This window comes from Halogranum amylolyticum, assembly GCF_900110465.1.
Taxonomy (GTDB): Archaea; Halobacteriota; Halobacteria; order Halobacteriales; family Haloferacaceae; genus Halogranum; species Halogranum amylolyticum.
The window spans coordinates 32,420-53,740 of record NZ_FODV01000021.1; the positions used below are offsets into that span (position 1 = coordinate 32,420).

Annotated in this window: 23 protein-coding genes and 1 tRNA gene; 11 read left to right on the plus strand and 13 right to left on the minus strand. The window is 66.0% G+C overall.

Going from position 1 to position 21,321, the window contains the following annotated elements:
* Positions 1-3: 3 nt before the first annotated feature.
* On the minus strand, positions 4-783 hold the full coding sequence (gene azf, locus BSG17_RS21435) for an NAD-dependent glucose-6-phosphate dehydrogenase Azf (RefSeq protein WP_089827430.1): 780 nt from the start codon (positions 781-783) through the stop codon (positions 4-6).
* 93 nt (positions 784-876) lie between these two features.
* On the opposite strand from azf, the gene BSG17_RS21440 reads away from it, so the two are divergent.
* Together BSG17_RS21440 and BSG17_RS21445 are read left to right on the plus strand one after the other, a co-directional pair.
* On the plus strand, positions 877-1,221 hold the full coding sequence (locus tag BSG17_RS21440; protein WP_089827431.1) for a dihydroneopterin aldolase family protein: 345 nt from the start codon (positions 877-879) through the stop codon (positions 1,219-1,221).
* A 95-nt stretch (positions 1,222-1,316) separates the two neighbouring features.
* Positions 1,317-1,841, plus strand: coding sequence for a DUF5790 family protein (locus BSG17_RS21445; protein ID WP_089827432.1), 525 nt, complete (start codon positions 1,317-1,319; stop codon positions 1,839-1,841).
* A 6-nt stretch (positions 1,842-1,847) separates the two neighbouring features.
* Here the strand turns inward: BSG17_RS21445 and BSG17_RS21450 are convergent, their stop codons facing one another.
* The gene (locus BSG17_RS21450; protein WP_089827433.1) at positions 1,848-2,585 is read right to left on the minus strand and encodes a creatininase family protein; all 738 of its coding nucleotides are present in this window, start codon (positions 2,583-2,585) and stop codon (positions 1,848-1,850) included.
* A gap of 89 nt (positions 2,586-2,674) precedes the next feature.
* Here BSG17_RS21450 and BSG17_RS21455 point away from each other — a divergent pair, with 89 nt between their 5' ends.
* Positions 2,675-3,004, plus strand: coding sequence for a DUF5789 family protein (locus tag BSG17_RS21455; protein WP_089827434.1), 330 nt, complete (start codon positions 2,675-2,677; stop codon positions 3,002-3,004).
* A gap of 58 nt (positions 3,005-3,062) precedes the next feature.
* On the opposite strand, the gene BSG17_RS21460 is transcribed toward BSG17_RS21455, so the two are convergent.
* The 4 genes from BSG17_RS21460 to BSG17_RS21470 form a co-directional block, all read right to left on the minus strand.
* Positions 3,063-5,006: an ABC transporter ATP-binding protein gene (locus tag BSG17_RS21460; protein ID WP_089827435.1), complete on the minus strand. Its 1,944-nt coding sequence runs from the start codon at positions 5,004-5,006 to the stop codon at positions 3,063-3,065.
* Positions 5,007-5,140: 134 nt separating this feature from the next.
* Positions 5,141-5,290, minus strand: coding sequence for a hypothetical protein (locus BSG17_RS27265; protein ID WP_170864902.1), 150 nt, complete (start codon positions 5,288-5,290; stop codon positions 5,141-5,143).
* Positions 5,291-5,435: 145 nt separating this feature from the next.
* Positions 5,436-5,702, minus strand: coding sequence for a DUF7538 family protein (locus BSG17_RS21465; RefSeq protein WP_089827436.1), 267 nt, complete (start codon positions 5,700-5,702; stop codon positions 5,436-5,438).
* Positions 5,703-5,744: 42 nt separating this feature from the next.
* Complete coding sequence (locus BSG17_RS21470) at positions 5,745-6,227, minus strand: DUF192 domain-containing protein (protein WP_089827437.1); 483 nt, start codon at positions 6,225-6,227, stop codon at positions 5,745-5,747.
* An 84-nt stretch (positions 6,228-6,311) separates the two neighbouring features.
* Here BSG17_RS21470 and BSG17_RS21475 point away from each other — a divergent pair.
* Positions 6,312-6,385 (plus strand) — tRNA-Val (locus tag BSG17_RS21475).
* 269 nt (positions 6,386-6,654) lie between these two features.
* Here the strand turns inward: BSG17_RS21475 and BSG17_RS21480 are convergent.
* Together BSG17_RS21480 and BSG17_RS21485 are read right to left on the minus strand one after the other, a co-directional pair.
* Positions 6,655-6,849 carry a cold-shock protein gene (locus BSG17_RS21480; protein WP_089827438.1) on the minus strand — a complete coding sequence of 65 codons (195 nt, stop codon included), beginning with the start codon at positions 6,847-6,849 and terminating at the stop codon, positions 6,655-6,657.
* A 321-nt stretch (positions 6,850-7,170) separates the two neighbouring features.
* A complete protein-coding gene (locus tag BSG17_RS21485; protein ID WP_089827439.1) occupies positions 7,171-7,524 on the minus strand; it encodes an SHOCT domain-containing protein in 354 nt (117 codons plus the stop codon).
* Between the two features lie 214 nt (positions 7,525-7,738).
* Between BSG17_RS21485 and BSG17_RS21490 the strand changes: the two genes are divergently transcribed.
* A complete protein-coding gene (locus tag BSG17_RS21490; protein ID WP_089827440.1) occupies positions 7,739-8,002 on the plus strand; it encodes a hypothetical protein in 264 nt (87 codons plus the stop codon).
* A gap of 30 nt (positions 8,003-8,032) precedes the next feature.
* On the opposite strand, the gene BSG17_RS21495 is transcribed toward BSG17_RS21490, so the two are convergent.
* The 4 genes from BSG17_RS21495 to BSG17_RS21510 form a co-directional block, all read right to left on the minus strand.
* Positions 8,033-8,761 carry a DUF8116 family protein gene (locus BSG17_RS21495; RefSeq protein ID WP_089827441.1) on the minus strand — a complete coding sequence of 243 codons (729 nt, stop codon included), beginning with the start codon at positions 8,759-8,761 and terminating at the stop codon, positions 8,033-8,035.
* 71 nt (positions 8,762-8,832) lie between these two features.
* Positions 8,833-9,972, minus strand: coding sequence for an AI-2E family transporter (locus tag BSG17_RS21500; RefSeq protein ID WP_089827442.1), 1,140 nt, complete (start codon positions 9,970-9,972; stop codon positions 8,833-8,835).
* 52 nt (positions 9,973-10,024) lie between these two features.
* Positions 10,025-10,582, minus strand: coding sequence for a DUF8054 family protein (locus BSG17_RS21505; protein WP_089827443.1), 558 nt, complete (start codon positions 10,580-10,582; stop codon positions 10,025-10,027).
* Positions 10,579-11,352 (minus strand): nucleotide-binding protein, encoded by a 774-nt coding sequence (locus tag BSG17_RS21510; RefSeq protein WP_089827444.1) that lies wholly within the window; start codon positions 11,350-11,352, stop codon positions 10,579-10,581. The genes BSG17_RS21505 and BSG17_RS21510 overlap by 4 nt, the downstream gene beginning before the upstream one ends.
* A 103-nt stretch (positions 11,353-11,455) precedes the next feature.
* Here BSG17_RS21510 and BSG17_RS27270 point away from each other — a divergent pair, with 103 nt between their 5' ends.
* From BSG17_RS27270 to fdhF (BSG17_RS21520), 3 genes are all read left to right on the plus strand, one after another.
* Positions 11,456-11,614, plus strand: coding sequence for a hypothetical protein (locus BSG17_RS27270; RefSeq protein ID WP_170864903.1), 159 nt, complete (start codon positions 11,456-11,458; stop codon positions 11,612-11,614).
* A 112-nt stretch (positions 11,615-11,726) separates the two neighbouring features.
* A complete protein-coding gene (locus BSG17_RS21515; RefSeq protein ID WP_089827445.1) occupies positions 11,727-13,328 on the plus strand; it encodes an NADH-ubiquinone oxidoreductase-F iron-sulfur binding region domain-containing protein in 1,602 nt (533 codons plus the stop codon).
* Position 13,329: 1 nt separating this feature from the next.
* Complete coding sequence (gene fdhF / locus BSG17_RS21520) at positions 13,330-16,632, plus strand: formate dehydrogenase subunit alpha (RefSeq protein WP_089827446.1); 3,303 nt, start codon at positions 13,330-13,332, stop codon at positions 16,630-16,632.
* A gap of 112 nt (positions 16,633-16,744) precedes the next feature.
* On the opposite strand, the gene fdhF (BSG17_RS21525) is transcribed toward fdhF (BSG17_RS21520), so the two are convergent.
* Positions 16,745-18,829 carry a formate dehydrogenase subunit alpha gene (gene fdhF / locus BSG17_RS21525; RefSeq protein WP_089827447.1) on the minus strand — a complete coding sequence of 695 codons (2,085 nt, stop codon included), beginning with the start codon at positions 18,827-18,829 and terminating at the stop codon, positions 16,745-16,747.
* A 289-nt stretch (positions 18,830-19,118) separates the two neighbouring features.
* On the opposite strand from fdhF (BSG17_RS21525), the gene BSG17_RS21530 reads away from it, so the two are divergent.
* The 3 genes from BSG17_RS21530 (at position 19,119) to mobA (ending at position 21,311) form a co-directional block, all read left to right on the plus strand.
* Positions 19,119-19,685, plus strand: coding sequence for a hypothetical protein (locus BSG17_RS21530; RefSeq protein WP_089827448.1), 567 nt, complete (start codon positions 19,119-19,121; stop codon positions 19,683-19,685).
* A gap of 210 nt (positions 19,686-19,895) precedes the next feature.
* Entirely contained in the window at positions 19,896-20,657 is a 762-nt protein-coding gene (locus BSG17_RS21540) for a class I SAM-dependent methyltransferase (RefSeq protein ID WP_089827450.1), read from the plus strand.
* A 39-nt stretch (positions 20,658-20,696) separates the two neighbouring features.
* On the plus strand, positions 20,697-21,311 hold the full coding sequence (mobA, locus tag BSG17_RS21545) for a molybdenum cofactor guanylyltransferase (RefSeq protein ID WP_089827451.1): 615 nt from the start codon (positions 20,697-20,699) through the stop codon (positions 21,309-21,311).
* Positions 21,312-21,321: the final 10 nt, after the last annotated feature.

Genomic DNA, 21,321 nt, shown 5'->3' on the forward strand with positions numbered 1-21,321 from the left:
GGGTTACTGGTTCTTCGGATGCTGTTCGAACTCCGCGGAGTTGTCGATGGGGTCGTAGCCGAGCACGTCACGCGCGCGGTCGATGGAGTAGTACTTGCGCTCGTTGTCGCTGATGCCGTAGACGACCTCGTAGCCGTAGTCCGCCTGGAGACAGCGGTCGAACAGATGGGCACAGTCGCGGTAGGAGAGCCACATCGCCTGTCCGCGCTCGTAGTTCCACGGCGGGTGGCCGCGCGTGAGGTTGCCGATGCGGACGCAGACGACCGAGAGGTCGTGGTTGTCGTGATAGTAGCGACCGAGTATCTCACCCGACGCCTTGCTTACGCCGTACAGGTTGCTCGGACGGGGGGGTTCGGTCCCGTCGAGACGGTATTCGTCGTGCGGGCGGTACAGGTCGGGCGTGCGGTCGTCGGTCTCGTAGGCACCGACTGCGTGGTTCGACGAGGCGAACGCGACCTTCTCGACGCCTGCTTCGACGGCGGCCGCGAAGATCGTGTGCGTGCCGTCGATGTTGTTGCGGAGCACGCTGTCCCACGGCGCTTCGGGACGCGGGTCGCCCGCGAGGTGGATGATCCCGCCGACACCGTCGACGGCCTCCAGAACGGCGTCGTCGTCGGTGACGTCTGCGACGTAGACGGCGTCGTCGTCGACGCTCTCGGGGATCTTCTCGCGCGGAAGCGGTTCGCGGTCCAGCAGTCGCCAGTCGTAGTCGTCGGCGAGATCGCGGAGGATGGCCTGACCAACGCGCCCGCCGGCACCCGTGAGCAGAACCGGGTCGTCCATTCAGGAGCATATTGGAGAGTCAGAGGCTAAGTAACGTCCGGTTCTGTCCCGCGACTCGACAGAATTTAGCGACGTCGTACCGACTCGACGGCTATGCCGACAGACGCACACGAGGCGTGTTTCGAGGCAGGCATCAAGTTCGGGACCCTCTATCACCAGTTCGCGGGCACGCCAGTCAGCCCCGCCTCTGCCCGCAGTCTAGAGACGGCGATGGCCGAAGCCATCGAGAACCAACCGCACTGCGTGGCCGTCGACGTCGACATCCTCGACGACGTCCTCGCGGAGACGCTCGCCGCCCAGTCGGCCGACTACACCGAACTCACGGGGCGGTTCATGGAGGTCCGGATGCGCGTCGAATACGAGGGCATCACCGTTCACACCGAGATGGAGATGGAGGGCGACTACCCGCTGATGAAGCTCGTGTCTGTCGACGAATAGGTACGACGAGTTCGACTATCTGGACGGGCGACTCCCCCGATTTCACTTTCACTTTCGGGCGCGTTTTTAAATGGGGGAAGGACAAAAAGAGGGCTATGAGTAGTCAGTCGACGCTCGAAAACGACGATCTGTTCGGCGAAGCAGCGGCCGAGATGCGCGCGGACGTCGAGACGCATCTCCGGCAGGCGTGGGCGGAGCTGCCGGACAGCGACGAGATCTGGAACACGGAGGCTGACAACGTCCTCGGCGTCCTCAACGGACTGCGCTCGGGACTCGACGCTGGCGACGCCGAGGAGCACCTCCGACAGGCGAAGAAGTGGTACACGATGGGCGAGCGGGCGGACGCCTTCGAGGACGCAGACGACCTCGTCGAGGAGATTCAGGCCGTCGAGGAGGTCATCGAGATGCTCGAGGACGCCCGCGAGCAGGTCGGCGGACTGACGAGCACGATGCCACAACTCCGCGGTGCACTCGACGAGGCGGCCGAGGCACGCGAGGACGCGACAGACGACGCGGCCGACGAGAGCGAGGAGGACGCTGAGGCAGCGGACGACGAAGCGGCAGACGAGGAGTCGGAGGCCGACGCGGCCGACGAGAGCGAGGAAGAAGACGAGGAGTAGTGCCGCTCAGCGATGCTCGGGTCGAGTGACGTCCCGCGTCGCGACAGTCTCGAGCAGCCGCACGAGTGACTCCTGTGCCAGCGTCAGCAACGTCTCGCCGCGGTCGGCGTCGCCGTCGGCAGGGTCGCCGACGACGCCGTTGTCGGTGAACTCCGCCGAGTCGTGCGCGAGGTTGACGTAGGAGGTCCACTCGCCCCACCCGTCGGAAGCGCCCGCGCTGGCCTCCCCGATACGGTCTTCGTGGACAGTCTCCGGTGCGAGGTAGCGGAGCATCGCCGTCTCCAGCGGGCCACCGTGACCCATGTCGCCGGAGTGGTCGCCGACCGCCTCGAACCAGGTGAAGGCGACGGCGTAAGCGTCGTCGTGACGCGAGACGATCCCCGTGACCTCCTTGAGTGCGTCGACGTTCCCCCCGTGACCGTTGACGATGACCACTCGGTCGAAACCGTGGCTGGCGAGGCTCTGGACCGTCTCGCGGACGTACGAGCGGAAGGTGTCCGGCGAGACCCACAGCGTCCCGGTGAACTGGCGGTGCTCTTCGGCGACGCCGACGGGGATAGCGGGGGCGACGACGACCTCGCCGTCGTAGGCGTCGGCGGCAGCGTCGGCGACGGCGGTCGCGGTGACGGTGTCCGTGCCGAGCGGTGCGTGCGGGCCGTGCTGTTCGGTACTGCCGACCGGGAGGAGCGCGAGGTCGGTGTCACAGTCGTCGACGTCGGTCCATGTTGCCTCTGCGAGCTGCATACCGACCGCAGACGAGCGAGCGACTTGTAAGCCTCGGTGCGGACGACGGCCACAGGCGGTTTCAACTCCGGCGGCGTACCCGAAGGTGTATGACCGACAGCGATTCCGACGACCGCGAGCACGGTGTCGACTTCGGCGACCTCGACGACGAACTGGACTCCCACGACTATCCTGCGTCGAAGGACGATCTCGTCGCGGAGTACGGCGACCGCGAACTCGACTTCCCGAAGGGGGAGATGACGTTCGAGGAGGCGCTTGAGGGGTACAAACCGACCGACGGAGAGTTCCAGGACGCTGACGACGTCCGGTCGGCAGTGAAGAACATGGTCGACGCCGAGGCCGTCGGCCGAGAAGGGTACAGCGACCGCGGCGTCGAGAGCGAGACGACAGACGAGACCGACACCAACGAGTCGGTCTAACTGACGGAATCGGACTTTTCTCGGCCGTTTCGGGCCGAGCGTCGCAGACCGTCTCGACTCAGTCGTCGCTTTCGGCCTCGGTTCGGGCCTGTCGACGACTCGCGCGTTCGATGAACTCCTCGGGGAGTTCGTCGATCTCGCCGGCCTGTACACCCCAGAGGTGGGCGTAGAGGCCGTCCTCCGACAGGAGGTCATCGTGACTCCCGCGCTCGACGATGCGTCCGTCCTCGAGGACGATGATCTGGTCGGCGTCTTTGATCGTCGAGAGACGGTGGGCGATGGCGAACGTCGTCCGGTCCTCGGTGAGTCGGTCCAGCGAGCGCTGGATGAGCATCTCGGTCTCCGTGTCGACGTCGGAGGTCGCCTCGTCGAGCACGAGGATCTCGGGGTCTTTCAGGATGGCGCGGGCGATGGAGAGCCGCTGGCGCTGCCCGCCGGAGAGTTTCACGCCGCGTTCGCCGATCTCCGTGTCGTAGCCGTCGGGAAGGTTCCGAATGAAGTCGTGAGCTTCGGCGGCTTTGGCGGCCTCGACTATCTCCTCCTCGCTGGCGTCGAACGTGCCGTAGGCGATGTTCTCCTCGACCGTCCCATAGAACATGAACGTCTCCTGACTGACGTAGCCGACGGCCTGTCGGAGACTCGGGATCGTCACGTCACGGAGGTCCTGTCCGTCGACGGTGATCGCCCCCTCGTCGACGTCGTACATCCGGAGGAGGAGTTTCAGGACGGTCGACTTCCCCGCACCCGTCGGACCGACCAGCGCGAGCGTCTCGCCGCCCTCGACGGTGAACGAGACGTCCTCGACGATCGTCTCGCTCTCGTCGTAGCCGAAGGTGACGTCGTCGTACTCGACGCGCCCCTCAGAGACGACGAGGTCGTCGGCGTCCGGCTCTTCGACGATGCGCGACGGTTCGTCCATCAGCCCGAAGATGCGGGCGCTAGAGGCGCGAGCGCGCTGGTACATGTTGATAATCTGTCCGAACTGGGCCATCGGCCAGACGAACTGCTGGGTGAGCAGGATGAACGTCGCGAACTCTCCGATCTCGAGCGTTCCGGTGAACGGACCGGGGCCCTCGCCGGTGAGCACCCAGAGTCCGCCGACGAGGAACGTGGCGGCGAAGCCGATGCCAGCGATGATCCGCAGGGCGGGGAAGAACTTGATGCGGGTGTTGATCGCCCCCCAGTTGGCGTCGAAGTAGTCCATCGAGGCGTCGTCGACGCGGTCGGACTCGAACGTCTCCGTGTTCGAGGTCTTGATCACCTGGATGCCGCCGAGGTTGTTCTCCAGTCGGGAGTTCATCTGTCCGACCGAGGAGCGCACGTCGCCGTACTTCGGCTGAATGATCTTGATGAACTGCCAGGTGAACAGCGCGATGACCGGCACCGGGAGCAGGGCGACGAGCGCCAGCTGCCAGTTGTACGACACGAGGATGGCTGCGATAGCGACGACCATCACCGACAGCCGAAAGAAGGAGTTCATCCCGTCGTTGAGGAACCGCTCCAGACGATTGACGTCGTTCGAGAGGATGGACATCATCTCGCCGGTCTGTTTGTCGGCGAAGAAGTCCATGTTCAGCCGCTGCATCTTGTCGTACGTGTCGGTACGGACGTCGTGTTGGATCTCCTGTGCGAAGGAGTTCCAGCCCCAGTTTCGCACCCAGTGAAACGCCGCGCCGCCGAAGAAGCCGACACCGATGAGCCCGACCGCGAAGAAGAACTGGCCGGTCTTGTCGGCGGGGACGTACGGTGCGATCCACGCCTCCGGGACGAGCGGGAACCCGCCGGCAAACGACTTCGTGTCCCGGAAGATGGCGTCGATCGCGAGCCCGAGGATGACGGGGGGAAAGAGATCGAGGACGCGAGCGACGATACTCGCAACGACGCCGACGACGAACTGGAAGGCGTTGTCGCCGCCGTACACCGTGAACAACCGACGCATGGGGTTCTCGGCCCGTTCACGTTGTTCCTCGAAGGGGTCGTCCTCGTCGGAAGAGAGACTCATTGTACTGTCGCCGGGCCGAGCGAACAAAAGTGGTTCCCTACGAATCGAAACCCCGTCTCCTCGAGGAGCATCGAGCCGAGTGCGCTCGGCGAGAACTTCTCGGTGACTCCGCTCGCGGGGCGACGGCCGCGTTCTCAGGCGTCGCGTTTGACGATCGGAGTGAGCGTCAACGCGTAGACCGCATCACAGCCGGAGCAGCGAACGCGCGTCGTGATCTCTTCGTTGTCCCCTCGCGTGAAGTCTGAAACCTGTTCCCCACACCCACAGTCGAACTGAAACTCCATCTATGCACCCACCCGATCTTCTCATGTCTTCGAACCATCATATCACTTTCGTCTCCGAGGGCCGTCACTAGCGTCCGGTGGCGGCGCGACCGGACCGGCAAAGTGACCTCGGCCGACGGGAGGACGGAGAAAACGCGGTCGACGTCTACAGCACTCGCGACTCGATCTCGGGGTCGATATCCGCGTCGGCGAGGTCCCGTCGGATCCGCTCGCGGAGGGGTGTCGGAACCGTGTCGCGGCCGACCGGGACTGCGGTCTCTCCGTCGTCTTTCACCTTCCAGTAGAGGACGCAGTCGCTGGGCGCGTAGTACTCGACACTGTACCGGTCGTCGGCACCCCGGTAGTGGACGCGTGCCGCGAACCCTTCGGCGTGCCATCCATCGAGGGTAGAGAGAGCGTCGACGCTGTCCATACCTCCTCTCTGTCTCCCGGGGGACGAGGGGGTTTCGGTCCTTCACTCGTCGACGCGGACGTGGTCGCCGACCTCGATGCCGTTGTCGCGGGTGTAGTTGTACGGGACCTCGAGAACGTACTTACCGGTCCCCTCGTACCGGGTTAGCTGCCCGTCGCTCCCGTCTTCGACCGGCGCGTGGTGGATCGCCGTGATGGTGCCGTTGGCGTCGACGAAGACGATGTCGATGGGGAACGCCATCTCCCGCATGACGTACGCTCGCTGGCCTTCCGAGTCGTGGACGAAAAGCATCCCCTCGTCGGCGTCGAGCGACTCGGTGTCGCTCAGCCCGGTGTATCGCTTCTCGAAGGTGTCGGCGACGCGGGCATCGACCGCCGCCAGCGTGTCGCACGTCCCCTCTTCGACGACGGTGACGGTCGTCCGTTCGTACTCGCCGCCGGCCAGATAGCCGAGGTCGTACGCTGCGACGCCGCCGACGGTGAGGAGGAGGACGGCGACAATCGCGACGAGACTCCGAGAGGACATGAACGAGAGAACGGGCGACACGGGAGTAAGCGTTCCGGGACAGAAAGTAACCGTTATGGGTGCGGCCCGGATTTGTCGGGGTACGGGCTCGTGGTCTAGCTGGTTATGACGCGGCCTTTACAAGGCCGAAATCGGTGGTTCGAATCCGCCCGAGCCCATGTCTCTGTGGCGAACAACGTGAGCCCAGAAACATCACTGAGGGCGGTTCGAAGCAGAGAACGAAACGAGCGGAGCGAGTAGAGTGACCGTGGTTCGAATCGCCCGAGCCCACTTCAACCCGCGAGCGACAGTAAGCGCTGAATCGGGTCCCGAGGAGAGAGCCGGACGACCGAAGCCACACGCCGGCGAACAGCGGCCGCTCCGGGCGATTGACTCGGCTCAAAAAACGAAGTCGCGTCGAGTCGCCGTGTGGCGACGGACGAGATAGTTACTGGCGAACGACGTTCGTCGCGCGCGGACCCTTGGGGGCCTGTTCGATGTCGAACTCGATCTCGGTTCCTTCCGTGAGGTCCTCGCCGCCGACGTCTTCCATGTGGAAGAACACGTCGTCGTCTGCGTCGTCCGTCGAGATGAAACCGTAACCGCCTGTGTCGTTGAAGAAGTCGACCTTACCGGATGCCATTGCAACTGAACACAGGCCGACGATACGGATAAGGATTTGCATTCGTCTGTAAATGTCGAGCCCAACTTTACAAAAGTCTAATCTGGTGTCCGAATCGCACTCGAATATCCAAAGTAGTCGTTCTGCGCGGATACGGTGGTCGCTCCGTCGTAACCACGGTGAACTTCCGTAGTATCGGCAGTTCTCATCGCGCGTCCCGTGGGACGTTCTCGCACGTGCCCCGACTCCGGTCTGCGTTCTGCAGACGGACGAATGCGACGAAGCGACAGCGCGTAATCGGTGAAGCGAGCGTGCGGCCGGAGTCCGACGCCGGAGGCGTCGTCACCGTTCGTCGCGCTTGAGGCGTTCCTTCCGGCGCTCGAACTCCTCGTCGTCGATCTCGCCGCGGGCGAACGCCGTCCGGAGTTCCTCCATCGCCGTGTCGGTCTGTGCGCCGGTGAGCGCCTTGTACCCGAGATAGCCGAGTCCGACGACGAGCGCGACCACGAGGAGCTGTCCGAGGAGACCGACGAACAGCATCCACCCGGGAGCGTTCGTACCGTACATCCACCCCATCATCGGTCCGCCGAACCCCATCATCCCACCGCCCATGAACAAGCCGGGAAGGAAGACGAGCAGTGCGAGCGCGATCAATGCGGCGACGATCAGTCTGTTGGTCGTTGTCGTTGTGGCCATCTTAGCTCACCATCCGGAGACGACTGCGGGTCGTCCCCTCGTCTCTAGATACGAGGCGGACGTTTACCCCACTTTCCGTTGGGATTCCTGTCTCTTTCGCGCACGATACTTTCGAAACCGAGGTGAGATGGGAGAGTCGATTTCCCTCGCCGAACGTTCGTTCCTCTCCTCGCGAAGCCGACAACGGTTTTCGCGTGCGGGCCACAACGGCCGTATGGTCGGCTCACGGACGCTCACCGCACTCGCTGGGCTCCTCGCGAGTCTGGTCGTCAGCGTCGTCGCCTACGTCTATTTCGATACGTTCCTCCTGTTCCTGTTTCTCCCGTTCGTCCCGTTTCTGTTCCGTCGACGCGGTAGCACCGGCGACTCTCCTCGGCCGAAGCAGTGTCCCGTCTGCGGGTTCCGCACTCGGGACCCCGAGTACCACAACTGTCCGCGCGACGGGACCGAGCTCGTCGACGCGGCCGACGACCGCTGACGGCCGCCGGGACGCGCTCGGCACGACCGCTCACGCCGTCGCGGCCAACCGCTCGCGTTCGGTCCGCAGGATACGCTCCCAGACGCCGAACAGCGCGCTGTTCAGCCCGTAGGCGTCGCCGATGTCGCGGACCCAGGCGTCGTCGGCGAACAGCAGTTCCTGGAACCGTCTGACGTCCGCCGAGAGCGTCTCCCGCTGCCCGGTGTAGTAGGCGACTGTCTCCTCGCGGGTCCGTTCGACCAGCGAGGCCGGAACGTCGATCCCCGACTCGCGGGCGACGTAGACGTACCACTCCAGATGGATGAGCGCGTCCGCGAGGACGAACCGGTTGACGAAGCCGTCGACGGTCGAGAGCGGTGAGCGACCCCCGACGTAGACGTCTCGCGGACGGCTGAACCGCGGGACCGAGAGGTAGTCGAGCCCCGTCGCGTACTCGCGGGCGACCGCGCGCAGTCGGTAGTCGGCGAACTGGACGAACGGAGCGAGCGCGAGTTCGTACCACAGCGGCATCCACTCGCAGAACGGGTCGGAGAAGACGGCGTCGGCGAGGAGGTCGGCGGCGACGGAGCGAGCCAGTTCGGGCCGGAGGTCGGTGTCGCCGGCACGCATCGCGTCGGTCGCTTCGCGAGCGTCGGCCGCGAACGTGCCGGTGTCGAACCCCATCCCCGTCGAGACGGTGTAGACGTACTCCGCGCCGATACGGTACCAGTCGGCGAACTCCGAGGGCGAGTCGAGTTCGAGAAGCGAGAGGACAGACACACGAGCGGGTTCGGACCCGACGGAGGTATCGCTGTCGGCGGCGGTCGCCGTCGCCGGCGACGGCGACCCGTTCAGTCGTCCGCGCCCGTCTCGGTCTTCGGTTCGCTCCCGAGCGTCGTCGCACCCGACGCCTGCGGGTTCAACGACTCGCCGCGGATCAGGTTGCCGAAGACGACGTTGGCGAACTGGACGACGAGGACGGCGGCCAGCGGGCCGAGAAAGAGCCCGTACCAGCCGAACAGCGCCGTCCCGAGCACGTACGCGAAGAGGATGAGCCCTCGGTGGAGCGTCTGCCCCGAGATGATGGGTCGCAACACCGCCTGCGGGAGGAAGTCGAGGACGACGAACGCGACGACGGCGAAGACCACGGGGAACCAGAGGACGCCACTCGCGTCGGACTGGACCGACTGGATCCCCAGCCACGCCGCCACGGGGACGTAGACCACCTTTCCGACGACGAGCGGGATGAACGTCGCCAGCCCCGTGAGGACGGCCAGCAGCGTGGGGAACGGCACCGACAGCGACTCCGGCGAGACGTAGGCGAGTCCGTTGTAGACGACGACCGAGACGACCGTGACGAGCAGCACCGTCAACACGTTGCCGAAGTAGACGGTCTCGAGGTCACGGTCGACGGCCGTGAGGTAGGCGTAGGCGGGCGTGTGTTCGCCGCCGACCTCCGCGCGGAACCACTGTTCCAGTCTGTCGCCGTCGCGGAAGAGGAAGAACGCGAACGTCAACGCGAGCGTGAGATGGAGCAGTCCGGTACCGACGGCACCGAGCGTCTTGATGGCCGTGTCGACGCCGTTCTGGAGCTGCGGGATCTGTCCCAGCTGACCGACGAACTGCATCGGTTGCTGCAGCGCGGTCGCCAGCGACTGGGAGTTCCCCGGCAGTCGCTGGACGACGGCGTCGACCGCGCTCGGCCCGGCCACTGCGCTGAACTCCTGGAAGGCGACGTACCCGGTGTAGCCGAGAAGTGCGAGGACGGGGATGACGAGACACAAAAGCGTGAACGTCGCCGCGAGCCCGTCCGACAGTCGGCGCTCGAGGCGGACGTAGATCGGCCGTGCGCCGTAGTAGACGAACAGACCGAGTACGAACGTTCCGACGAACGAGTAGAGAAAGAACGACAGCGTTCCGAAGAGCGCCACTCCGACGATCCACCAACCGACGCGTCTGCGCTCGAGGTCGAACGGCAGGCGCTCGTGCATATCCGAGGCGACGTCGCCCGGTTTCTTGTAGCTACTGCCCGATTCGGCGACGTCACCGACGTTCGCTGACAGTTTTCCCCTCGAGCTGCTCCGTGAACCCCCACTCGGCGGCCCGCCGCTCGGCCTCTTCGCGGGCCTCCTCGCGGATCGCGTCGATCTTCTCCTCGTCGGCGAGAAACGCCTCCACCGCGGTCCGGTCGGTGTCGTCGTCGCGGTCGGCAGGAGCGAGCGCACGCGTCCGTTCGACCAACTGGGGGTCCGCGGCGAGCTCTTCGGCTGGTCGGTCCGGCGGCACGCGCAGTTCGGGCGTGTCGTGAGCCGTCGCGAGTGCGTCCGACGGTACCTCGTACAGTTCGACCCGGTACGGGCCGGGGACGGCGAGGTCGCCGAGCGCCTCGACGCCGCCGCGGTCCGACGCCCCGTCGTACGCGAGGACGGGGATCCCGTCGTCGAACGTCAGCACCGCGCGGCGGTCGCCACCGAGCAGGAGCGCGTCCTGTGGCCGTAACACCGCGTAGCCGGTCAGTCGTCGGTCGAGCGCGGTCGAGAGTGCGACACCGGGGTCGGCGACGACCCGCGACCGGACGAGGTCGCCCTCGGGAAGTCTCATGGCGTGTCGGGGACGACCGCACTCCGGAAGCGCGCGGCGACGTCGTCTCCGTCGCCGTCCCGGACGTCGATCGCGGCGGCGGCCTCCCGGTAGGCGTCTGCCGCGGCCGACTCGGGGGCGTGTGCGAGAAGCGGCTCGCCAGCCCGACGGGCCGCCCGGACGACGTCGCTGTCGGGGACGGTCGCCAGCGTCTCCCCGCCGAAGTAGCGGGCGGCTTGGTCGGCCACGCGGTCGATCCGGTCGTCGTCGTGGACCTTGTTGAACAGCGCACCGGCCGTGTCGGTGCCGTAGGACTGGGCGTACTCCTGGACCTTCAGCCCGTCCGACAGCGAGGGGATCGTCGGCTGGAGGACGACGACGACCCGGTCTGCGAGCACGACTGGGAGGACGGCGCTCTTGGACCCGAGCGCTGCCGGCAAGTCCAGGAGGACGACGTCGGTGTCGGCAGCGAGGTCCGCGACGACGCCCTTCAACCGCTCGGGGTCGGCGGCCTCGAACGCGGCGAGGCTCGTCCCGCAGGGGACGACCGACATACCGAACCGGTCGTAGACTGCCTCGTCGACGGCGGTGCCGGTCTCCTCGATCAGCAGGTCGTGGAGCGTCACCTCGACGTCGTCGAGGCCGGCGTGAAAGAGGAGGTTCGCCATCCCGGTGTCGGCGTCGATCACCGTCACGTCGTGGTCGGCCGCGAGCGCCATCCCGAGTGCGAGCGTACTCGTCGTCTTCCCCGTCCCACCTTTCCCGCTCGCGACCGCGAACGCCTCGACCATGGCGTTGGTAGCCTCGTCGACCGATTTAAAACTTGGGAGAGATGAGCGAAAGAATCGTCGGCCTGCCGGAAGGGCTAACTGGCCGACGACGGTAGTGAAACCGATGAACGAGCAGTCGCCCGACCCACCGGACACAGCCGACTCCTCGGAAGCCTCTCGCGCGCGCAAACTTGCTGCCGTCGCCGTCGCGGCGATGGTCGTCCTCTCGTTCCTGCTCGGCCAGCGCCACGACCGACCGCCGGGTCTCGAACCGCCGCTCTGACCTGTCGGCCTCGTTCGCTCCGTCGTCGCCACCGCCACGACTGAAAACGCGATCGTAAACGTGCTAGCAACTGCCCCAACGTTTTCCACCCACCCGCTCACACCATCAGAAGATGACCGAGACGAAGGGGACGACTGCGACGGCGCACGTCGTCCGAATCTGTACTGGGTCGGGGACGCTGGAACGAGCCCGTTCGCTCGCGACCGCCGCCCGCGACGAGGCGACCTTGGCGTCGGTCCTCGAGGTCGGTTCCGCCGGCGTCGGTGACCTCGACCCGCTGGTTCTGGTGACACACGAGGGGCAGACCGCGTTCCACGCCGCACCGTCGGCCGACGGAGTCCGTCGACTGGTCCGCGCGGTCGAAGACGGCGACGTCGCGGCCGACGAGGCGGACGCGGTCGTCGACCACGACCCCGAGACGCGGACGCTTCCGGCGCCCGAGACGGGACCGCTCGACGTCGGTCACCGACGCGTGCTCGCCCGGGCGGGGTGGGTCGTCCCCGGTCACCTCAGCGACGACGACCGCCTCGCGACGGCCGTCGCCCGCGACGACCCCGACGCCGTAGACGACCGCGTTCGAACGGTCGGTCTGCTCGGACGGGGTCGCGGCGACGGGAGCACCGACGACCCCGTCGTCGACGAGTGGGATCGCGCCCGAGAGACGATCGAGTCCGGCGGCGACGAGCCGGTGCTCGTGGTCAACGGCAACGAGAGCGACGAGCGCAACCGGACGGACCGGACGCTGCTCGAGGCGGATCCGACCGCCGTCGTCGACGGCGCGCTCGCGGTGGCCGACCTCCTCGGCGTCGAGGACGTCGTGTTCTACTGCAACGAGTCCGAGCGGCTCGCACGTGAGCGACTCCGCACGGCCGTCGACGCCGTCTGCGAGCGTGTCGACCCGCCGAAACGGCCACAGGTGGTCGCCGGTCCCGACCAGTACATCGCCGGCGAGATGACGATGGCGCTGGAGGCGATGGAGGGCAACGACCGACTGGAGGCGCGCCTCCGGCCACCGACGCCCGCCCAGCACGGGCTCTACGGTCGGCCGACCGTGATCCACACGCCGCGGACGATAGCACAGCTCCGAGAGCTGCTCGTCGACCCCGAGGCGTTCGACCCCGACGACGCCGACCCGGGGACGAGACTCGTCACCGTCTCCGGCGACGTGGCTGCGCCCGCGACGGTCGAACTCTCGACCGGCGGGTCGCTCGCGGCGGTTCGCGAGGCGGTGACGTTCGGCGGGTCGTTCAAGATGGCCTGCGTCGGCGGGCAGTTCGGCGGGCTCACTCGCTCGCTCGACTACCCGCCGAGCGCACCCGGGCTGTCGGGTGCGGGACTCGGCACCAACGGCGCGGTCGAACTGTTCGACGACGCCCGCTGTGCGGTCGCGACCGCCGGCAAGCGCGCTCGCTTCGCCGAGGAGGCGAACTGCGGCCGCTGTGTCCCCTGTCGGGAGGGGTCGACGCAGCTGACCGACCTGCTCAGGGACGTCTACGGCGGCGACTACAAAGACGGGATGCTCCGGGAGTTGACGCGCGTGATGGGGACGACGAGCACCTGCGAGTTCGGACGGGAGGCGGCCCGGCCCGTCCGGACGGCGATGGACGTCTTCGAGACGGAGTTCCGCGCACACGCCGAGGGACGCTGTCCCAGCGGCGAGTGTGCGACGAAAGGAGACACAGGAAGCGCAGCGCAGACGAGCGAGGCGAGCTAAGATGAGTATGGAAGACCCCTCAGGCGAAGGCGAATCGGCACCCGCACCGGCGATGCCGGGGATACCGGACCTCGAAGACCCCCGACCCAGCACGCCGTTGACGGAGGATTTCAACACCGGCACGGCGAACGACCCCGACGTGGGGACGCGCGGCGAGGAGATGACCCACCTCACGGTCGACGGTCAGTCGATCGCCGTCCCGCCGGAGTCGACGGTCATCGAGGCGATGGAGGCTGTCGACACCGAGGAGGAGGTGCCGGCGCTCTGTTACTACGACCGCGACACCGAACAGGGAGAGAACGTCGGCCCGCGCAGCGAGTGTCGGACCTGTATGGTCGAGACCGAGGAGTACGGACTCGTCCCCTCCTGTAGCTTCCCGGCAGAGGAGGACCTGACCGTCCGCACCGACGCCACGGACGCCGCCGAGGCCCGCGACGTCAACCTCGATCTCGTCCTCTCGAACCACAACCTCCGCTGTACCACCTGCGGGAAGAACGGCCGCTGTGAACTGCAGGACACCTCCATCGAACACGGCGTCGAAGAACCGCGGTACGGCGTCTTCGAGGAGCGCGACGAGTACGAACCGCTGGACGACACCTCCTCGGTCATCCAGATCGACCGCAACAAGTGTATCCTCTGTAACCGCTGTGTCGAGGCCTGCAACGACGTGCAGGTCGAAGGCGTCCTCCGCATCGAGGGACAGGGACAGGACACGCGCATCGGCTTCCAGTCCGACGTCGACACGATGCAGGAGTCGACCTGCGTCTCCTGTGGCCACTGTGCGACCGTCTGTCCGACCGGGTCGCTGGTCGAACAGGGACTCGTCGACAGCGCGACCATCCCGATGCCGGGGTTCAATCAGGAGAACTCCATCGGGAAGGTCGTCGAAGGAGAGCGCGCAGAGACGGCCGACGAGGCGGACGTCCCCAACTGGGGACAGTCGTCCGCGGAACGGGCGGGCGAAGTCGACGTCGACCCCGACCAGTCGGGCGTCGCCCAGTTCATGGCGAAGGCCAAACGGCGTGCGAAGGAGACGGGCGACCGACTCGTCGACGAGTCGCTGAAACAGGCAGAACACGTCTCCGAGAAGATGGCCTCCGAGACGCTCAACATCGGCCAGATGTTCGACATCGCCGAGGTCGTCAGCGACGCCCGTCTCGGACGCATCACGAAGGCCGAGACGACCTGCAACTACTGTGCGGTCGGCTGTCGGTTCGAACTGTACGGGAAAGACGGCGACGTGCTCGGCGTCCGCCCGGCGGACCCGGAGGCGACGCCCGCAAACGACTTCTCGACCTGCGTGAAGGGGAAGTTCGGCTACGACTTCGTCGACAGCGACGACCGACTGACGACCCCCCTGATTCGGGAGGGCGAGGAGTTCCGCGAGGCGAGTTGGGAGGAGGCGTACGAGCGCATCTACGAGGAACTCTCGTCGATACAGGACCAGCACGGCGACGACGCAGTCGCCGTCACCTCCTCCTCGAAGTGTACGAACGAGGAGAACTTCCTGAACCAGAAGTTCGCCCGACAGGTGTTGAACACGCCGCACGTCGACAACTGTGCGCGTCTCTGTCACTCGTCGACCGTCACCGGTCTCAAACAGACCGTCGGCTACGGCGCGATGACCAACCGCATCAACGAGGACATCGGCGAGACCGACTGCTATCTCGTCACCGGGTCGAACACCACCGAGAGCCACCCGGTGTTGGCGACGCGAATCAAGCAGAACGCCCGCGACGGCGCGGACCTGTTCGTCTTCGACCCGCGGGAGGTCGGTCTCGCAGAGCACGCCACGCAGTACACCCGGACGAACCCCGGCGAGGACATCGCGTGGATAAACGGAATGATCCGGTACATCATCGAACAGGACCTCCACGACGTCGAGTTCATCGAGGAGCGGACGAACCACTTCGAGGAACTCGAAGAGAAGGTCGACCCGTTCACTCCGGAGAAGGTCGAGGAGCTCACGGGCGTCTCGCCGGAGGAACTGACGCACGCCGCCGAGACGATCGCGGAAGCCGACACCTGCATCTTCGGGTGGGCGATGGGGATGACCCAGCACGCCCACGGCACGCGCAACGTGCTCGCGCTGGCGAACCTCGCGCTCGTGACGGGCCACATCGGCAAGCCGGGGGCCGGACTCTCGCCGTTCCGCGGCCAGAACAACGTGCAGGGCGGTGGCGGCGACATGGGTCCGGCCCCGCACAACCTGCCGGGGTACCAGGACCAACTCGACGACGACGTCGCCGACAAGTTCGCCGACGCGTGGGGCGAACGGCCGCCCCAGGAGATCGGACTCCGCCTCCCCGAACAGTTCGACGCCATCGTCGAGGGAGACATCGAGGGGATGTACATCATGGGCGAGAACCCGGTGCTGTCGGAACCGGACATCCGCGGCGCCGAACACGCTCTCGAAGATCTCGACTTCCTGGCGGTGCAGGACATCTTCCTCACCGAGACCGCGGAGTTCGCCGACGTCGTCCTCCCGGCGGCGTCGGCCGCAGAGAAGAGCGGCACGTTCACCAACACCGAGCGGCGTATCCAGCGAGTCCGTCCCGCCATCGAACCGCCGGGCGAGGCCAGAAGCGACCTGCGGATCCTCTGTGAGTTGGCCGAGCACTTCGGCTACGAGTGGGAGTACGACTCGCCGGCCGATGTGATGGACGAGATCGCCGACCTCGTCCCCATCTACGGGGGGGTCAGCTACGACCGCCTCGACGAACACACCGACGGGATACAGTGGCCCTGCGAGGACGCGGACGACCCGGGGACGCCGTATCTCTACGAGGAGGAGTTCAACTTCGACGACGGGAAGGCGCGGTTCGTCCCGGCCGACTACGCCGGGCCGGTGGAGATGCCCGACGAGGAGTACCCGCTGATGCTCACCTCCGGACGGGTGCTCTACCACTGGCACACGGGGACGATGACCCGGCGGACGCAGGTCTCGATGGACCACGTCCCGGAGAGCTACGTCACCATCCACCCGGAGATGGCTGAGCAGCTGGGCGTCGAGAACGGCGAGTACGTCCGCGCCACCTCTCGTCGCGGCGACATCGTCGTCAAGGCGAACGTCGCGGACGTCTCGGACCCCGGCGTCGTGTTCATCCCGATGCACTTCGCGCAGGGAGCGATCAACGAACTCACCCAGCACGAACTCGACCCCGACTCGTTCATCCCCGAGTACAAGGTGACGAGCGTCCGCATCGAACCGCTCGGTCCCGACCCGGACGCCGATCCGCTCCCGGTCGAACCGCCGACCGGCGAGATCGAGGGACGCCCGGACGAGGGGACCGCCGACGACTGAGTGGGCCGCGTCGAACGGCCCGGCTGTCTCACGTCGTCGGCCGCAACGACGAGAACAGCGGCGGCTCCTCGAACTCTCGGATACAAAAAAAAACCGGGCGGCTGTCGAGCTGTCAGTCGTCGCCGGGTTGGGCCGTCGGTTCGACGTCCACGTCGACTCTCGCGGCCGAGGCCTTGTACTCCGGAATCTTGGCGACGGGGTCGAGCACGTCGTTCGTCAACTGGTTGATCGGCGAGTCGGCGAAGTGAGGGGTCGACCAGATGACCCCTTGCTCTACGTTCTCGTTGACGTTCGCCTTGACGACGACTTCCCCACGCCGCGAGACGAGTTTCACGTACTGCTCGTCCTCGATACCGAGTCGTTCGGCGTCCTCGGGGTGGACGTCGACGAAGTTCTCGGGCGTCCGCCGATTCAGCGTGGGCGAACGCGTACTCATCGTGCCGGTGTTGTAGTGTTCCTCCAGTCGGGCCGTCGTGAGCACGAACGGGTACTCTTCGTCCGGCACCTCCTTGGGCGGTTGGTGCTCGACGCCCCGCATCTTCCCGAGTCCGTTCGCCGTCTCGAACGTCTCTTGGTAGAGATACGGGTCGCCCTCGTCGTCCTTGTCGTAGCAGGGCCACTGCAGTCCCTCCAGTCCGAGGCGGTCGTAGGTCATCCCGTGATAGATGGGCATGACCTGACGAATCTCTTCGAAGACCGCTTCCGGCGCGTCGAACTCGAAGCCGTCGCCGAACAGACGGGTGCCGACCTCGGTCAAGATGTCCAGGTCGTGTCGGGTGTTGCCGGGGACGCGCGTCGCCGCACGCATCCGCTGGACGCGGCGGTCGGTGTTGGTGACGGTTCCGCCCCGCTCGGCCCACGACGTGGCGGGCAGCACGACGTCGGCCAGTTCGGCGGTCTCGGACATGAAGATGTCCTGGACGACCATGAACTCGAGCTGTTCGAGTCGCCGTTTGACCTCGTTGGCGTTCGGCTCGCTGATGATCGGGTTCTCACCCATGACGTAGAGGCCGTGGACTGTATCGCCCGCGGCCTTCGAGATCTCCACGTTGGACAGCCCCGGCGTCGTCGGTAACTCGAACCCCCACACCTCCTCGACCTCCTTCCGCTTCTCGTCGTCGTCGATGGGGATGTACCCGGGGAACGTGTTGTACATCGTGCCGACGTCACAGGTACCCTGGACGTTGTTCTGTCCGCGGAGCGGGTTCACACCGGTTCCGGGGCGGCCGAGGTTCCCGGTCGCGAGTGCGAGGTTGATGAGGTTCTGGACGTTGTCGGTGCCGCAGGCGTGCTGGCTCATCCCCATGCCGGTAAAGATGGCGGCGTTCTCCGCGGTTGCGTACTCCTCGGCCGCCCGCTGGATGTCTTCGAGTGGGACGCCGCAGATCTCGGCTGCCTCCTCGCTGTCGAACTCGTCGAGCGTCTCGACGAACTCCTCGTATCCCTCGGTCCGCGCTTCGATGAACTCCTCGTCGACCCAGTCGTTGTCGAGGATCATCTTGAGGACGACGTTCAGAAGCGGGATGTCGGTCCCGGGTTTCACTTGCAGATGCAGGTCCGCGTCGCGAGAGGTCTTGTTCACGTGGGGGTCGACTTGGACGACGAACGCATCCTCCAAGATGGCCTGCCGGAAGTACTGACTGTGGGCGATGGGATGCTGTTCGGCAGGGTTGGCTCCCTGAATCCAGAACACGTCGGCGGCCTCCCGCAGGTCTCGCATGCTGTTCGTCATCGCGCCCATGCCGAGGCTCTGTCTGAGCGCGGCGACCGTCGACGCGTGACACATGCGGGTACAGTTGTCGACGTTGTTGGTGCCGTATCGACGGGCCAACTTCTGGAGCAGATAGTTCTCCTCGTTCGTGCACTTCGAGGACCCGAAGAACCCCATCGCGTCGGGGCCACGTTCGTCGCGGATCCGCTGCATCTCGTCGGTGATCAGTTCGAACGCCTCGTCCCACGTCGCTTCACGGAACTCGCCGTCCTCGCGAATCAGTGGGTCCATGAGGCGCTCCTCGTGATCGACCACCTCGGTCGCTGCGCCCCCCTTGATGCAGAGGGCTCCCTCGTTGACCGGTGCCTCGAACCACGGCTTGATGTTCACCTCCCCTTGCTCGTCTCCTTCGTGAAGTTTCAGTCCGCACCCTACACCACAGTACGGACAGATCGTGTTGACGCCATCCTCGGATTTCTCACTCATAGTTTTCGTGTAATCCTCAGCTCGTTTGCGGCATTTTGCATCCCAGATTCGACGGTCGGTAGAACCATCGAACCGAACGTCGTTACTCGTGGTAACAGTTAACAACTGGCGCGCGACGAGTTGAAGGTTACGCCGAACCTCGCTGAGTTGGAACGACACCGGACACCGGTTCCGTCGATCTTTCCTTTATATAATCTCGGACGCTATATCGGCCCGGACGGGGAACGACGGAGCCGAGGAGAGCGGTGTCGACCGCCCTCGCCACTCCGGACGGCGTCCGCACCAAGAGATGAAACTCGATAGAGACCTCGTGCTCGAGAAGAGTCGCGAGTACGAACAGCACGAACCACTGTATCTGGTCGAACAGGAACGGCTCGAAACGCTACCCGACGCGTTCGAGAACGGAACCGTCGTGTGGAAGGACGTAGAGTGGGTCGTCCGGTGGTACTACCGGCGGTATCTCGGCACGTTCTCACACCGGACGCGCGAGTCGGTCGAGCGTCGGTTCAAGCAGAACGACTGGGAAGCCGTCAGGGAGACGATCGAGTCGGTCGTCGAGACGTCGGAGACCACGGAGCGAGTTCGACGGCTGACGGAGTTGTCCGGCGTGTCGGTGCCGGTCGCGTCCGCGTTTCTCCAGTATACGGATCCGACCGAGTACGTCGTGGTCGACGACCGAGTCTGGGCGGTGCTCCATCGGGCGGAGGCTCTCCGAGACCCCTACTCCGACCCGCTGTCGGTGGCAGCGTATCTCACGTACCTCGAGCAGTGTCGGTCGATGGCTGCCGACTTCGACGTCGACCTCCAGACCCTGTATCGGGCGCTGTGGCGACTGGCGAAAGAACAGGAGGACTGACGACCGCGGGCACACCGACTCTCCTCTCGTCGTGTCGAACACGCGCCCCGACTGTTCGAAGACGTGGACTGTCGGTGCGCCGATCGGCGACGGCTCGCTGTCCAGTGACAGCTCGGTCGGAAACTCTCAGGAGTCCGTCGGCCACGCATCCGTGTCGAACAGCTGTCACACCGCCGGCACGCTCTTTCCGTCACCCGCCGTCGCTCGGCTATGAGCGACACCGACGACGCAGCAGCCGCCGAGTACTACGACGTGTGGGCGGAGTTCTACGACGCCGAGCATCGGGAGTTGCAGGACGACATCGACTTCTATGTCGACCTCGCGACCGACGCGGACGGTCCGGTCCTCGAAGTCGGATGTGGCACCGGCCGAGTCTACCTCGAACTGCTCCGGGCGGGCGTCGACGCCGACGGCATCGACCTCTCGGCGGGGATGCTCGACCGACTCCGCGAGAAGGCGAGAGACGAGCAGCTCGACCCGAGCGTTCGGCGGGCGGATATCACCGACTTCGACGCCGACCGCGAGTACGCGCTGGTCGTCGTCCCCTTCCGCGCGTTCCTCCACCTGACGAGTCTCGACAAGCAGCGAGCGGCGCTCGGACGCATCCGCGAGGCGCTCGCGCCTGACGGCCGACTCGCGTTCAACGTCTTCGCGCCCGACTTCGACGTCATCTGCGAGTACGGCGAAGAACAGGAGGCGACGTTCGAGCACGACGGCGAGGAGTACCGGATGGTCTCGGAGACGACGTTCGTCGACGAGATCGAGTGCATCACCCGCGAGCGCCGGAGACTGTTCGACGAGGACGACGAACTCGTCGCCGAGCGGTCGTTCGACCTCCACGTCGCCTTCGAACGCGAACTCGAACTCCTGTTGGAGGTGACGGGGTTCTCCGAGTGGACCGTCTACGGCGGGTTCGACCGCGACCCGCTCGAGTCGACCGATCAGGAGATGGTCTGGGTCGTCGAACGGTAGGGCAGAGGCTACTTTTGCCCTCCGCCCGAACTCCCACTCATGCGCTCAGCAGTCGTCATCGCCGGGGGGCGCTCGACCCGTTTCGGCGACGCCGACAAGGCCGTCGCCCGCCTGGCGGGGACGCCGATGATCCGTCGGGTCGCAGACCGCCTCGCGGCCGTCGTCGACGAACTCGTCGTCAACTGTCGGGTCGACCAACGGGCGGCCATCGAGGCGGCGATGGCCGACTACCCGCTGTCCGTCCGGTTCGCGCTCGACGACGACACCGACGAGGGGCCGATGGCCGGCATCGGCACCGGCCTCGCCGCCTGCGAGGGGGAGTATGCCGTCGTCGTCGCCTGCGACATGCCGTTCGTCGACCCCGACGTGGTCGCGTACCTGTTCGAGCGGGCGGAAGACGAGGGCGTCGACGCCGCGGTACCGAAGCTCGACGACGGCTGGTACCAGACGACGCAGGCGGTGTACCGAACGGAGGCGATGGCGACCGCCTGCGAGAACGCCCTCGCCCGCGGCGACCGCAAGATACTCGCGCCGCTCGAAGAACTGGAGTGGCTCGTCGTCGACGAAGCAGCGATCGACGTACACGGTGACCTCGACACGTTCGAGAACCTCAACACGCGCGAGGAGTTCGCCGACGCACAGTCGCGGTTCTGAGCCGGTCCGT